We start from the raw sequence: 12,108 nt of genomic DNA on the forward strand, positions 1-12,108 counted from the left end.
CCGTCAGAACAGGGCGGGGAAGACCTGCAGCACCCACCAGCCGCCCATGAAATAGGCCGCGATCGACGCGAAATAGGCGAAGAACCCGGTCCGCGCCTGCGCCCGGCTCAGCCGGGGGCGGGTGCTCTGCATATCGCCCGGTCGCAGCACGAGGGCGAGCGCGGTCAGCAGGCCGACGAGAAAGAGCAAGCCCGAATGCAGGGTGAGCGAAAGCCCGATGGCGAAGGCCGTGAGCGCGGCTGCGACGAGGCCGCGAAGATGCGGAAAGCGCGCGCGCATCAGAAGCTGCAGCAGCCGCCCGCCCGGCAGCGGCCAGAGCGGCAGCAGCGCGATGAAGTTCACCGCGCCAGCCGCGAGCGCATAGCTGCGTGCCGTATCGGCCAGAGCGGGGGCGGTGGACTGGAGCGCCGCGCCGAGGGCGAAGGCGAGCACCATCGGGGCAAGGCCGAAGCCCGGCCCCATCAGCAGGATAAAGAGTGCCGCGGCGTCATTGGCCGGGGCGCGCGCCGAGATGCCGGGGCCGCCCGGCAGCGGCAGCAGCCGCAATTGCGCATCGTCATGTCCGGCCAGGCGGTAGCCGAGAACATGGCCCATTTCCTTGACCAGCAGCGCGAGGATCAGCGCCAGCGCGAAGGTCAGCCCGAAGACCAGCGTGACAGAGAGGATCGCGGGGAACAGCGCGACCAGCACCCGCGTGTCGGTGACGCTCACCGACAGCTGGTGGGTCGCCGCCAATGCGGGGCGCACGAGATGCGCCGTGGCGGCGACCAGCAATATCGCTAGCAGAAGGTAGGTCATCTGCCCCCGGATGTTCACAGGGGGCCGCACGCCAGAGATGATCGAGGGAGAGATCGGCGTGCGGCCCGTGGCGGGAATGTGCCGAATTTGCGGCAGGGTGACAACGCGCAAGGCGGAAATAGTCTGTTTCGCTCCGGCGCCGCCCGCCGCGCCGCCCGGCCGCATGGACCTTGGTCGCAAACCGTGCTTGTCTTTGCGGCAGGAAGGGACGGCGTATGGGACGTGTGATTGCTTATATTATTGGTGCTGCGCTGATCGTTGTCGGCGTGATCGCGCTGTTCGGCGCGGTCGAGGTGGTGCGCGGCGGCGGCAACGCCGAAGCCATCGCGCAGGGCTTGCTGGTGCCCGCGTCGCTCTTCGTTGTCGGCGGTTTCGTGATCTGGATGGGGCGCGGCCGGAACGACTGAGCCCGCTCAGAGATTCTCCGATTGCGGCATCCCGAGCACGTGGAAGCCCGAATCGACCGTGATGATCTCGCCGGTGGTGCAGTTGCCCCAGTCGGATGCGAGGTAGACGGCGGTGCCGCCGATGGATTCGAGTGTCGCGTTGTGGCGCAACGGTGCGTTTTCCTCGGTGTGGCGGTAGGTCTTGCGCGCGCCGCCGATGGCCGCGCCGGCAAGCGTTTTCATCGGGCCGGGCGAGATCGCATTCACGCGGATGCCGTCGGGGCCGAGATCGTTGGCGAGATAGCGCACGCTCGCCTCCAGCGCTGCCTTGGCCACGCCCATCACGTTGTAGAACGGCGTGACCCGGTTGGAACCGCCATAGGTGAGGGTGAGCATCGTGCCGCCCCCGGTCATCTTCGGTGCGGTGCGGCGGGCCACTTCGATGAAGGAATAGCAGGAGATATCGAGCGAATTCTTGAAATTCGCCCGGCTCGTGTCGATGAAGCGCCCGGTCAGCTCGGCCTTGTCGCTGTAGGCGATGGCGTGGATGAGAATGTCGATCCGGTCCCACTTCTGCCAAAGCGCGTCGAAGCCCGCATCGAGGGCGGTATCGTCGGTCACGTCCATGTCGACGAGAAGGGTCGAGCCGAGCGAGGCGGCGAGCGGCTCGACCCGTTTGCCGAAAGCGTCGCCCTGATAGGAAAAGGCAAGCTCCGCGCCCTCTCCGGCCAGCGCCTTCGCGATGCCCCAGGCGATGGAGCGGTCATTGGCGACGCCCATGACCAGTGCGCGCTTGCCCTTCAACAGATCCGCCATGTGCCTTACTCCCTGAACTTGCTGAGCAACATCGACCCGTTGGTTCCGCCGAAGCCGAACGAATTGGTCATGACCGTGTCGAGCCCCGCATTTTCGACCAGCGCCGTTGCGATCTCGTCCGGGTGGATGGCCGGATCGAGAGTTTCGACATTGATCGACGGGGCGATGAAATCGTTGTCGAGCATCAGCAGGCAATAGATCGCCTCCTGCGCGCCGGTGGCGCCCTGGCTATGGCCGGTCATCGACTTGGTCGAGCTGATCGGCGGCGTCTGGCCCTCGCCGAAGACGCGGCGCACGGCTTCAACCTCGCCGACATCGCCGACCGGCGTCGAGGTGCCGTGGGCGTTGATGTAGGACACCTGCCGGCCTTCGGGCAGCTCGTTCAGCGCCAGCCGCATGGCCCGCTCGCCGCCCTCGCCGGACGGGGCGACCATATCGTGCCCGTCGGAGGTGGCGGCAAAGCCGGTGACCTCGGCATAGATCTTCGCGCCGCGCGCCTGGGCGTGTTCAAGGCTTTCGAGCACCACGATCCCGCCGCCGCCGGCGATAACGAAGCCATCGCGGTCGGCGTCGAAGGCGCGCGAGGCTTTCTCGGGTGTATCGTTGAATTTCGAACTCATCGCGCCCATCGCGTCGAACAGGCAGGACAGGGTCCAGTCCAGCTCTTCGCCGCCGCCGGCAAACATCACATCCTGCTTGCCCATCATGATCTGCTCGGCGGCGTTGCCGATGCAGTGCAGCGAGGTCGAGCAGGCGGAGGTGATCGAGTAGTTGATGCCCTTGATCTTGTAGGCGGTGGCGAGGTTGGCCGAGATCGTCGAACTCATGCATTTCGGTACGGCGAAGGGGCCGATGCGCTTGGTCGCGCCGGTATCGAGCACCGATTGATGGGCGGCGAACATCGCGCTGGTCGAGGGGCCGCCGGAGCCGGCGATAAGGCCGGTGCGCTCGTTCGAGACGGTGGCCTCGTCCAGCCCGGCATCGGCGATGGCCTGCGCCATCGAGATATAGGCATAGGCCGCGCCCGGCCCCATGAAACGCAGCGTGCGCTTGTCGACATGCTCCCTGATGTCGATCTTCAGATCGCCCGCCACCTGGCTGCGGAAGCCACGCTCGGCCATCTCTTCATTGAACGAGATCCCGGACTTGCCCGCTTTCAGCGCGGCGAGCACTTCTTCGGCGTTGTTCCCGATGGGAGAGACGATGCCCAACCCGGTGACGACGACGCGACGCATGGTGTTCTCCATTTCTATGTCCGTTCGTGTGTAGGACATGGGGGTGAGGTGGGGCAAGCGGATTGGGGGGTGAATCCGGTGCTGGCCGGCGTCGCGGTCGTCCGAACGCCTGGCATTTGCGGCGTCCGGCCATGAAAGATGGCAACGCGATACCACTCTGGTAGATTTGAACGATCTGCAGACTACAGGATGGAGGGATGCGACGATGGGCAAGGTGATCGTTTCGGGCTTCTCGCTGTCGCTCGACGGGTTTGGTGCCGGGCCGGAGCAGAGCCTCGATAACCCGCTCGGCAAGCGCGGCGGCGACATGTTCCAATGGTTCTTCCCCACGCGGACATTCCGCGCGATGCAGGGCCACAATGACGGCACCGAGGGGGTCGATAACGACTACGCCGTCCGGTCGATGGCGGGGTTCGGCGCCTTCATCATGGGCCGCAACATGTTCGGCCCGGTGCGCGGCGACTGGCCTGACGAGAGCTGGCGAGGGTGGTGGGGCGACGAGCCGCCCTATCACGCGCCCACCTTCGTGCTCACGCACCATCCGCGGGCACCGCTTGAAATGGCGGGCGGCACGACCTTTCATTTTGTCACGGACGGGATCGAGGCGGCGCTCGACCGGGCGCGCGCGGCGGCAGGCGGGAAGAACGTCAAGATCGCCGGCGGCGTGTCGACCGTTCGCCAGTATCTGCTCGCCGGGCTGGTCGACGAGGTGCATTTCGCAGTCGCGCCGGTGGCGCTCGGGCGGGGGGAGGCGATGTTCCGGGGGGTCGATCTGCCGGGCCTCGGCTTCACCGTCCGCGAGCATGCCACGACCGACGCCGCGACACATATCGTATTTGCGAAGGAGTGACGGGACCGGCAGGGCAGCTCAGCTCTCGCTCAGCGCCACCTTCATATCCTTCACCTCGTAGATCACCTCGCCATCGGCCTCGACGATGCCGTTGGCCACGCCCATGGTGAGGCGGCGGGTCTGGATCGCCTTGGTGAAATCCACGTAGTAGGTCAGCATCTTGCGGTCGGGGCGGACCATGCCGGTGAGCTTCACCTCGCCCACGCCGAGGGCGTAGCCGCGGCCCTGCCAGCCGCGCCAGCCGAGGTTGAAGCCGGTGAGCTGCCACAGCCCGTCGAGCCCGAGGCAGCCCGGCATGATCGGGTTGCCGGGAAAGTGGCATTCGAAGAACCACAGCTCGGGATTGATATCGAATTCGGCGACGACGTGACCTTTGCCGTGCTTGCCGCCATCGCCCGAAATCTCGGTGATCCGGTCCATCATCAGCATCGGCGGGGCGGGGAGCTGCGCATTGCCGGGGCCGAACAGCTCGCCGGCGGCGCATTTGAGGAGGTCTTCCTTCGTAAAACTCGTGGGATAATCCGCCATGTGGCTCCGTCTGCCTTTCGTTCGTTCGGGTTTCCAATCCGTCTAGCACCCGCCCCGGCAAGCTGGCAAGGCCGGTGGAATCGGCCCTGAATGCCTGTGAAATCGGGCAAATACGTAAAACCAATTGAAATGCCCGTGGGGTTGGCCCTATATTTCGTTTCCATGATATTCATGGGGTGAACCATGGCGATGATCGAAGCGAAACGCAGAGGGGCCATGTGGCTCGAAAGCGGCGGCGTGCGGCCGACGAAGCAGCGCGTCTGCCTGGCCGCTCTGCTGGTCGGAGACGGGCATCATCGCCACGTCACCGCCGAAAGCCTGTTCGACGCGGTGCGCGCCTCGGGCGAAAAGGTGTCGCTGGCGACGGTCTACAACACGCTGCGCGCGTTCTCGGATGCGGGCATCCTGCGCGAGATCACGGTGAACGGGACGAAGAGCTACTTCGATACCGACACCTCGAACCACGCGCATTTCTATTGGGAAGACAGCGGCGAGCTGGCCGATGCCGGGCATGACAGCCCCGATCACGAAGTGCGGGTGTCGAACCTGCCGGCGCCGCCGGATGGGGCCGAGATCACCAAGGTGGATGTGGTGATCCGCCTGCGCCGGACCTGACCGGCATCGGGCATCAGCGATGAAAAAGGCCGCGCCCGGAGCGCGGCCTTGTTTTTTCTGGCGTGGCGTTGCCGCTGCGGCGTCAGCCGATGGCGACCAGTTCGATATCGAAGATCAGGTCTTGCCCGGCGAGGCGGTGATTGGCGTCGAGCTTCATATGGGTCTCGGTGACATCGACCACCTGAACCGGCATTTCCTGCCCGTCTTCGCCGCGCATGGCCAGCGTGATCCCCACTTCGCGCGGGATGTCGGGCGGGAGCTGTTCGAGCGGCACCTCGATCTCGCGGTCCGCGTGGCGCGGTCCGTAGGCCTGCATCATGCCGATCTCGACGCGCTTCTTATCGCCAACCGCCATGCCGGGCATCGCCTTGTCGAGTCCGGGGATGATCTGGCCGGAGCCAACGGTGAATTCGAGCGGATCACGCCCGTCTGAACTGTCGAACACCGAGCCATCGGTGAGCGTGCCGGTGTAGTGAATACGGACGGTGTCGCCGTCTTTGACCTGGGTCATCGGTCGTCTTTCTATGTCAGGGGTGAATTCGGCAAGGCCGGGCAATCCGGGTACTTGCGGGGTTTCCCCCAAGATAGGGATGAGGCGCGCGATGTAAACCCGCGGCCCGGGGCGCGATCGCCGCAGGCCCGGCGGCGGCGGCGCTCAGGCGGTGCCGTCGGCCTCGTCGGACGGTGTGGCACGCCTGTAGGCACGGGCATAGCCGGTTGCCTCGCAATGGCGCGCGCAGCGCAGAAAGGTATACATCCCGATCCCGCCACCCATCGCCGCCAGCGCGCCGGCGATCATGATGCTGCGGCTGTCGGACGGATCGGCGGTGAGGGCAAGAAAGCCGAAGGCCCAGAACCCCGCCCAGGCGCTAACATTGACGACCGCGACGAGCTTGGTCATTGCGAATTCTCCCTGACTTTGGCCCGCGTCATTGACTGCGCGGTGTTTGTGATGGGACGCTAACTCACCTGCGACAATCTGTCCAACCCGTTATCGGCCCGTCGGGCAGCGCGGGCCTTCGCGCCGGGCGCGGCGGCTGGCGGGCGGCGATGGGGGGCTTGCTGCGGCGCGGCGCCGGCCCCATACTGGCCGGTGATACGACCCGGACCGGGGTATCAGGTTGACCCAGAAAGGAACCACCTATGAAACGACTTCTCCCCCTCGTTCTTGCCTTGTTTGCCACGCCGGCCTTCGCGCATCTGCCGCCCGGCGAATACGGCTCTTTTGCCGCCGGGATTTCGCATCCGCTGTTCGGCCTCGACCATATTCTTGCGATGGTCGCGGTCGGCCTGTGGGCGAGCCAGCTCGGCGGGCGGGCGCTCTGGGCGGTGCCCGCGGCCTTCGTCTCGGTCATGGTGCTGGGCTTCGTGCTCGCGATTGCCGGACTGCCGCTGCCTTTCGTCGAGCCGATGATTCTGGCCTCGACCGTGGTGCTTGGCCTTGTCGTGGCGATGGCGGTGCGCACCGAAATCTGGGTTGGCGCCGCTCTGGTGGGGCTGTTCGCGCTGTTTCACGGCCATGCGCATGGTGGCGAGCTGGGTGACGCCGGGGCGCTGCGCTTCGGGATCGGCTTCGCGCTGGCGACGGCGGCGCTCCATGCCGCCGGGATCGGGCTTGGCCTCTGGGTTGGCCGCCTCGGCGCCCGGCTGGGCGGCACCGGCGCGATCCTGCCGCGCGGCCTCGGCGCACTGACGGCGCTGGCCGGGCTCGGCCTCGCCTTCGGCTGAGTTCAGAACCACTGCCCCGGTTCCATCAGCCCCAGATCGAGGAGCTGCTGCGAGTTCCACTCGAAGGGCACCGAATTGTGCCATTTGAAGGTCTGGATATCGAAGGTGGAGCCGGGGTTCGTCTTCAGCGCCTTGGCGGTGCGGAAGCTGACGATCGCGGCCGTCAGGTTGTTGTGCCAGGGGCAGGCATAGGTGTTGTATTCTTCGTCGTTGAAGGTGTGATCGGGCCTGAGCCGCAGGCCGGGCCTGGCGCGGAACAGCGCGATCCGGTCGATCTTGCGCCGGTCGCGCGGGATGTGCTCCTCGAAGCGCCAGCGCAGCCCGCCGAAAAAGTCGAGCTGCCGGTCCTTCGGGTTGCCGGTTTGCGGGTCCGGCCGCCCCAGCGCGTAATAGCCTGACTTGTCGATCCATGTGTCGTCGAGCGAGACGGCGTCGGGGTTTTGCTCAAGGTCGCTCGCGTAGATGTCGAGCGCATAGACCAGCATCGCGTCGCGCCGTTCCTCGGTGTGGAAGGTGAGCATCTCGCCGATCTTGCGGGTCTCGCAGAACGGGTGGAACAGATACTCGGCATTGTAGCAGTAGTAGAGCCAGATCCCCGGCGCGGCGTCGATCACCGCGTTCACCGCCTGTTCCAGCGCGTGATCGGCGGACATGTCGTAATCGACGCGGTAGATCGTATCGTCCAGGGCCGGGGGCAGATCGAGTTCCGGCGGGGCGAAGGCCACCACGGCGCGGAAGCCCGCGAGCTGGTGATAGCGGATCGTGCTTTCGACCTCGATGAGATCTTCGACCATGATCAGCGCCACGGGGCCTTTCACGAGCGCATCGCCGCCCTTGGCGAGAAAGTCCTTCAGCGACGAATACCGCATACCTGCCCCATCGTTATCGCCGGCAGATTCTCCGATCCGCAGGTGCAATGCAACCGTTGCGGGCGAGGGGGTGTTGCGTTAGGACAGCGCCTTGTTATCCGGAGCGCGACATGACCGACATCAAGAAGCTCTTCATCCGCACCTATGGGTGCCAGATGAACGTCTATGACAGCGAGCGCATGGCCGAGGCGCTGGGTGCGGAGGGCTATGTCGAGACCGACAGCCCGGACGACGCCGACATGATCCTGCTCAACACCTGCCATATCCGCGAGAAGGCGGCGGAGAAGGTCTATTCCGAGCTTGGGCGCTACAAGGATCTGAAGGCGGCGAAGCCTGACCTCAAGATCGGCGTCGCCGGCTGTGTGGCGCAGGCCGAGGGCGAAGAGATCATTGCCCGCCAGCCGATGGTGGACCTCGTCGTCGGGCCGCAGACCTATCACCGCCTGCCCGATATGGTGGCGAAGGCGGGCAAGGGCGAAAAGGTGGTCGACACCGACTTTCCCGCCGAAGACAAGTTCGAGGAGCTGAAGGCGCGGCCCAAGGCCAGGCGCGGGCCAACGGCCTTTCTGACCGTGCAGGAAGGCTGCGACAAGTTCTGCGCCTTCTGCGTCGTGCCCTATACCCGTGGCGCCGAAGTGAGCCGCCCGGCGGAGCGCATTCTGCGCGAGGCGCGCGACCTGGTGGAAAAGGGCGTGCGCGAGATCACGCTTCTGGGCCAGAACGTGAATGCCTATCACGGCGCGGGCGAGGATGGCGACTGGTCGCTCGCCCGGCTGATCCGCGAACTGGCGCGGGTGGACGGGCTGGAGCGCATCCGCTTCACCACCAGCCACCCCAACGACATGTCGGACGATCTGATCGCCGCGCATGGCGAGGTGGACAAGCTCATGCCCTACCTTCATCTGCCGGTGCAGTCGGGGTCTGACCGCATCCTCAAGCGGATGAACCGCAGCCATACCGCCGAGGAATATCTGCGGCTGATCGAGCGCATCCGCGCCGCCCGGCCCGATATCCTGATCTCGGGCGATTTCATCGTCGGCTTCCCCGAAGAGACGGCAAAGGACTTCGAGGACACGATGGCGCTGATCCGGGCGGTGCATTACGGCCAGGCCTTCAGCTTCAAATACAGCCCGCGCCCGGGCACGCCGGCGGCGGAACGGCCGCAGGTGGATGCCGCCGAGGCCAGCGACCGGCTGCAGCGGCTGCAGGCGCTTATCAATGAGCAGGCAGCGGCGGTGATGGCCGGGATGGTCGGGCGCGAGATCGGCGTGCTGTTCGAAAAGCCGGGCCGGATGGCGGGGCAGATGGTGGGCAAGTCCGATTATCTGCACGCGGTTCACGTCACCGCCGATGGGATTGCGCCGGGTGATCTGCGCCGGGTGAGAATCACCGAAGCCGGGCCGAATTCGCTCGCCGGGGCGCTGGTCTGAGCCAGCCGCGGGCCGCTGCTTCGCGCCGCCCTTTGTCGACACGTCGCGCTGCCGAATGACGGGATGCGCTCATTTTGCACAGGCTATCTTGCGGGTGGGCATTTACACCCGAATGCGCTTCGGTCTAACCTGATGCGCACAAAGCACTTTGTCGCGATAAACGCGGCGATCTTGGGGGATATAGCGTGCAATATCAGTTTCTTTCTCGGTTCAGGACGGCTGCGCTTGCGGTTGGTCTGGGCCTCGCCGCCGTGGCGACATTCGGGACGGCTGCCACCGCCCAACAGGAAGTCACCGTAACGAGTGCCATCAAGTGGGGTCTCTGGGTCGATCCCGACGGATGTATGCATTGGTGGGCCGATGGCGGCCTCGAAGGCTACATGACGCCGCGGCGCGATCCGAAGACGGGCCAGCATATGTGCCTTGAGCGCAATACCTGCGCGGTGCCCAACACCGACGTGCTCTTCGCCACCGACAGCGCCCAGCTGACGGCGACGGGCCGCAAGTGGCTGCAGGACTTCTTCGCTTCGGCGGGGGCCTTCGCCTATGCGATCTACGGCCATACCGACAGCCGCGCATCGGACGAGTACAACATGCGTCTTTCGCAGCGCCGCGCCGACGCGGTGGCCGCGGTTGGCCGCGGCTCCGGCGCCATGATCGACCGGGTGCTCGGCTTCGGCGAGCGCCGTCCGCTCGCGCCGAACAACTCGGCCGCGAACATGCAGAAGAACCGTCGTGTTGAAATCGTTTGCTACAGGTACCCGCAATGACCCGGAAACTCTTTCTTGCCGCGCTGATCGCGCCGATCGCCCTTGCGGGCTGTATGTCGACCACCACCTCCAACGGCGTTCCGCTGATCGCGCAGGACCGTGACAGTTCCTTTGGCGACGGGCTTGGCCCGCGCGATGGCAAAGCCGCCGTGGCGGTGACGCCGGATGGCTGCCAGGCCTGGATCGTGGACGAAGGGGTGGAAGGCTATGCCTCGACCCGCTCCGATCCGCGCTCGGGCCTGCCGGTCTGCGACAACCGTATTCCGCGTGGCGCCGTGGTCGGCGATCACCGGGCGTCGGACGACCTGTTCGACATCCTGCCGTAAGGCGGTGGGCCGCAACGGCCTTGTACAAATGCACCGGAAATGGCCGCGGGAGCACAGCCCGCGGTCATTTTTGTATCAGCCATGTGAAATTTTCCCACAATATCTTGCGTGACTCACCAAGCGGGTGCACCATCCAGGCACGGGCACCTATTTCACGGAGACCTTTATTGGGCATTGATGCGCTGAGCACCCCGCCGAAGATCGAAGACAGTCACGAAACCCTGCTGGAGTTTCCCGACAATCGCCTGCTCATCGACCTGTGCGGCCAGTTCGACCGCAACCTCGCCCAGATCGAACACCAGCTCGACGTGCAGATCCTGCGCCGCGGCAACCAGCTTGCGATCCACGGCGATCCGCTGGCGCGCGGGCAGGCGGCCAATGTGCTGCACGCGCTCTACGACCGGCTCGAAACCGGGCGCAGCGTCGAGGCGGGCGATATCGACGGCGAGATCCGCATGGGCGGAACCGACGATGACAGCCATGACGGCGACCAGATGGAGCTGTTCAAGGGCGGGCGGGTCGAGATCAAGACCCGCAAGAAGCTGGTGGAGCCGCGCACCGAGGCCCAGAGCGCCTATGTGCAGAACCTGTTCCGCAACGAGCTTGCCTTCGGCATCGGCCCGGCGGGCACGGGCAAGACCTATCTGGCCGTGGCGGTCGGGGTGAACATGTTTATCGGCGGCCATGTCGACCGGATCATCCTCAGCCGCCCGGCGGTGGAAGCGGGCGAAAAGCTCGGCTACCTGCCCGGCGACATGAAGGACAAGGTCGATCCCTACATGCAGCCGCTCTACGACGCGCTGAACGATTTCCTGCCCGGCAAGCAGGTGGCCAAGCTGATCGAGGAAAAGCGCATCGAGATCGCGCCGCTCGCCTTCATGCGCGGCCGCACGCTCAGCAATGCCTTCGTGGTGCTCGACGAGGCGCAGAACGCCACGACCATGCAGATGAAGATGTTTCTCACCCGTCTGGGCGAGGGCAGCCGGATGGTGATCACCGGCGACCGCTCCCAGGTGGACCTGCCGCGCGGCGTGGATTCGGGCCTGCGCGACGCCGAGAGCCTGCTGAAAGGCATCGACGATATCAGCTTCAACTACTTCACCTCGAAAGACGTGGTGCGTCATCCGCTTGTGGCCAAGATCATCGAAGCCTATGACGCCGCCGACCCCGCGCGCCGGTGATCCGGCGGAGCGGCTGCGCCGCACAGCTTTGCCGGAGGGGGGCGCTGCCCCCCTGTGACCCCCCGAGGTATTTGAAGAACGAAGAAGATGAGTGTCGATCTGATCATCGAGGATGAGCGCTGGGCCGGGCTGGATTTGGAGGCTTTGGCCGGGCGCGCCTGTGGCGCGGCGCTGGAGCATCTCGGGATCGCCGGGGCGGAGATCAGCCTGCTCGCCTGCGACGATGCGCGGATCGCCGTGCTCAACGGCGATTTCCGCGACAAGCCCATGGCGACCAACGTGCTCTCCTGGCCGAGCGAGGAGCGGGGCGCCGAAGAACCCGGCGGCGACCCGCTGCCGCCCGGGGACATGGAGCTGGGCGATATCGCCATCGCCTGGGAGACCTGTGCGCGGGAAGCCGCCGCGGCGGGTAAGGAAATGGAAACCCATGTGAGCCATCTTCTGGTGCATGGCACCCTGCATCTGTTGGGTTATGACCACATCGACGACAAAGATGCGGCCCTGATGGAAGGGTTGGAGGTGGAAATACTTGGCAAACTGGGGATCGCGGACCCATATGGGGATGCGGGCGCATGA

General features: G+C 65.6%; 16 protein-coding genes. 9 read left to right on the forward strand and 7 right to left on the reverse strand.

Annotation, left to right across the window (positions count from 1 at the left end; genetic code table 11):
* Nucleotides 1-3: 3 nt before the first annotated feature.
* On the reverse strand, nucleotides 4-798 hold the full coding sequence (locus tag QMG28_RS14000) for a zinc metalloprotease (protein WP_281842937.1): 795 nt from the start codon (nucleotides 796-798) through the stop codon (nucleotides 4-6).
* A gap of 215 nt (nucleotides 799-1,013) precedes the next feature.
* On the opposite strand from QMG28_RS14000, the gene QMG28_RS14005 reads away from it, so the two are divergent.
* Nucleotides 1,014-1,205 carry a hypothetical protein gene (locus tag QMG28_RS14005; RefSeq protein WP_281842938.1) on the forward strand — a complete coding sequence of 64 codons (192 nt, stop codon included), beginning with the start codon at nucleotides 1,014-1,016 and terminating at the stop codon, nucleotides 1,203-1,205.
* A 6-nt stretch (nucleotides 1,206-1,211) separates the two neighbouring features.
* On the opposite strand, the gene QMG28_RS14010 is transcribed toward QMG28_RS14005, so the two are convergent.
* Together QMG28_RS14010 and fabB are read right to left on the reverse strand one after the other, a co-directional pair.
* Nucleotides 1,212-2,000 (reverse strand): enoyl-ACP reductase FabI, encoded by a 789-nt coding sequence (locus QMG28_RS14010; RefSeq protein ID WP_281842939.1) that lies wholly within the window; start codon nucleotides 1,998-2,000, stop codon nucleotides 1,212-1,214.
* Between the two features lie 5 nt (nucleotides 2,001-2,005).
* Nucleotides 2,006-3,235 (reverse strand): beta-ketoacyl-ACP synthase I, encoded by a 1,230-nt coding sequence (fabB, locus tag QMG28_RS14015; protein WP_281842940.1) that lies wholly within the window; start codon nucleotides 3,233-3,235, stop codon nucleotides 2,006-2,008.
* Between the two features lie 205 nt (nucleotides 3,236-3,440).
* Here fabB and QMG28_RS14020 point away from each other — a divergent pair, with 205 nt between their 5' ends.
* A complete protein-coding gene (locus tag QMG28_RS14020; RefSeq protein ID WP_281842941.1) occupies nucleotides 3,441-4,085 on the forward strand; it encodes a dihydrofolate reductase family protein in 645 nt (214 codons plus the stop codon).
* An 18-nt stretch (nucleotides 4,086-4,103) separates the two neighbouring features.
* Here QMG28_RS14020 and fabA read toward each other — a convergent pair whose 3' ends face one another.
* Nucleotides 4,104-4,613 (reverse strand): bifunctional 3-hydroxydecanoyl-ACP dehydratase/trans-2-decenoyl-ACP isomerase, encoded by a 510-nt coding sequence (gene fabA, locus QMG28_RS14025; protein ID WP_281842942.1) that lies wholly within the window; start codon nucleotides 4,611-4,613, stop codon nucleotides 4,104-4,106.
* A 189-nt stretch (nucleotides 4,614-4,802) separates the two neighbouring features.
* Here fabA and irrA point away from each other — a divergent pair, with 189 nt between their 5' ends.
* The gene (irrA, locus tag QMG28_RS14030) at nucleotides 4,803-5,228 is read left to right on the forward strand and encodes an iron response transcriptional regulator IrrA (protein ID WP_281842983.1); all 426 of its coding nucleotides are present in this window, start codon (nucleotides 4,803-4,805) and stop codon (nucleotides 5,226-5,228) included.
* A gap of 82 nt (nucleotides 5,229-5,310) precedes the next feature.
* On the opposite strand, the gene QMG28_RS14035 is transcribed toward irrA, so the two are convergent.
* A complete protein-coding gene (locus QMG28_RS14035) occupies nucleotides 5,311-5,739 on the reverse strand; it encodes an FKBP-type peptidyl-prolyl cis-trans isomerase (protein ID WP_281842943.1) in 429 nt (142 codons plus the stop codon).
* A gap of 144 nt (nucleotides 5,740-5,883) precedes the next feature.
* Nucleotides 5,884-6,129 (reverse strand): hypothetical protein, encoded by a 246-nt coding sequence (locus tag QMG28_RS14040; RefSeq protein ID WP_281842944.1) that lies wholly within the window; start codon nucleotides 6,127-6,129, stop codon nucleotides 5,884-5,886.
* 242 nt (nucleotides 6,130-6,371) lie between these two features.
* Between QMG28_RS14040 and QMG28_RS14045 the strand changes: the two genes are divergently transcribed.
* Nucleotides 6,372-6,956 carry a HupE/UreJ family protein gene (locus tag QMG28_RS14045; RefSeq protein ID WP_281842945.1) on the forward strand — a complete coding sequence of 195 codons (585 nt, stop codon included), beginning with the start codon at nucleotides 6,372-6,374 and terminating at the stop codon, nucleotides 6,954-6,956.
* Between the two features lie 2 nt (nucleotides 6,957-6,958).
* Here the strand turns inward: QMG28_RS14045 and QMG28_RS14050 are convergent, their stop codons facing one another.
* Entirely contained in the window at nucleotides 6,959-7,825 is an 867-nt protein-coding gene (locus tag QMG28_RS14050; protein WP_281842946.1) for a hypothetical protein, read from the reverse strand.
* 110 nt (nucleotides 7,826-7,935) lie between these two features.
* Between QMG28_RS14050 and miaB the strand changes: the two genes are divergently transcribed.
* From miaB to ybeY, 5 genes are all read left to right on the forward strand, one after another.
* Nucleotides 7,936-9,255 carry a tRNA (N6-isopentenyl adenosine(37)-C2)-methylthiotransferase MiaB gene (gene miaB, locus QMG28_RS14055; RefSeq protein ID WP_281842947.1) on the forward strand — a complete coding sequence of 440 codons (1,320 nt, stop codon included), beginning with the start codon at nucleotides 7,936-7,938 and terminating at the stop codon, nucleotides 9,253-9,255.
* A 251-nt stretch (nucleotides 9,256-9,506) separates the two neighbouring features.
* Nucleotides 9,507-10,025 carry an OmpA family protein gene (locus QMG28_RS14060; protein ID WP_281842948.1) on the forward strand — a complete coding sequence of 173 codons (519 nt, stop codon included), beginning with the start codon at nucleotides 9,507-9,509 and terminating at the stop codon, nucleotides 10,023-10,025.
* Nucleotides 10,022-10,351 carry a hypothetical protein gene (locus QMG28_RS14065; RefSeq protein WP_281842949.1) on the forward strand — a complete coding sequence of 110 codons (330 nt, stop codon included), beginning with the start codon at nucleotides 10,022-10,024 and terminating at the stop codon, nucleotides 10,349-10,351. Before QMG28_RS14060 ends, QMG28_RS14065 begins: the two co-directional genes overlap by 4 nt.
* Nucleotides 10,352-10,518: 167 nt before the next feature.
* Nucleotides 10,519-11,532 (forward strand): PhoH family protein, encoded by a 1,014-nt coding sequence (locus QMG28_RS14070; protein WP_281842950.1) that lies wholly within the window; start codon nucleotides 10,519-10,521, stop codon nucleotides 11,530-11,532.
* 87 nt (nucleotides 11,533-11,619) lie between these two features.
* Complete coding sequence (gene ybeY / locus QMG28_RS14075; protein WP_281842951.1) at nucleotides 11,620-12,108, forward strand: rRNA maturation RNase YbeY; 489 nt, start codon at nucleotides 11,620-11,622, stop codon at nucleotides 12,106-12,108.

Source organism: Sinisalibacter aestuarii (assembly GCF_027923545.1).
Lineage (GTDB): Bacteria > Pseudomonadota > Alphaproteobacteria > Rhodobacterales > Rhodobacteraceae > Sinisalibacter > Sinisalibacter aestuarii.

Coding starts and splice junctions, on each gene's coding strand:
- QMG28_RS14000 (WP_281842937.1), bottom strand. CDS start 798: ATGACCTACCTTCTGCTAGCGATATTGCTGGTCGCCGCCACGGCGCAT.
- QMG28_RS14005 (WP_281842938.1), top strand. CDS start 1,014: ATGGGACGTGTGATTGCTTATATTATTGGTGCTGCGCTGATCGTTGTC.
- QMG28_RS14010 (WP_281842939.1), bottom strand. CDS start 2,000: ATGGCGGATCTGTTGAAGGGCAAGCGCGCACTGGTCATGGGCGTCGCC.
- fabB (WP_281842940.1), bottom strand. CDS start 3,235: ATGCGTCGCGTCGTCGTCACCGGGTTGGGCATCGTCTCTCCCATCGGG.
- QMG28_RS14020 (WP_281842941.1), top strand. CDS start 3,441: ATGGGCAAGGTGATCGTTTCGGGCTTCTCGCTGTCGCTCGACGGGTTT.
- fabA (WP_281842942.1), bottom strand. CDS start 4,613: ATGGCGGATTATCCCACGAGTTTTACGAAGGAAGACCTCCTCAAATGC.
- irrA (WP_281842983.1), top strand. CDS start 4,803: ATGATCGAAGCGAAACGCAGAGGGGCCATGTGGCTCGAAAGCGGCGGC.
- QMG28_RS14035 (WP_281842943.1), bottom strand. CDS start 5,739: ATGACCCAGGTCAAAGACGGCGACACCGTCCGTATTCACTACACCGGC.
- QMG28_RS14040 (WP_281842944.1), bottom strand. CDS start 6,129: ATGACCAAGCTCGTCGCGGTCGTCAATGTTAGCGCCTGGGCGGGGTTC.
- QMG28_RS14045 (WP_281842945.1), top strand. CDS start 6,372: ATGAAACGACTTCTCCCCCTCGTTCTTGCCTTGTTTGCCACGCCGGCC.
- QMG28_RS14050 (WP_281842946.1), bottom strand. CDS start 7,825: ATGCGGTATTCGTCGCTGAAGGACTTTCTCGCCAAGGGCGGCGATGCG.
- miaB (WP_281842947.1), top strand. CDS start 7,936: ATGACCGACATCAAGAAGCTCTTCATCCGCACCTATGGGTGCCAGATG.
- QMG28_RS14065 (WP_281842949.1), top strand. CDS start 10,022: ATGACCCGGAAACTCTTTCTTGCCGCGCTGATCGCGCCGATCGCCCTT.
- ybeY (WP_281842951.1), top strand. CDS start 11,620: ATGAGTGTCGATCTGATCATCGAGGATGAGCGCTGGGCCGGGCTGGAT.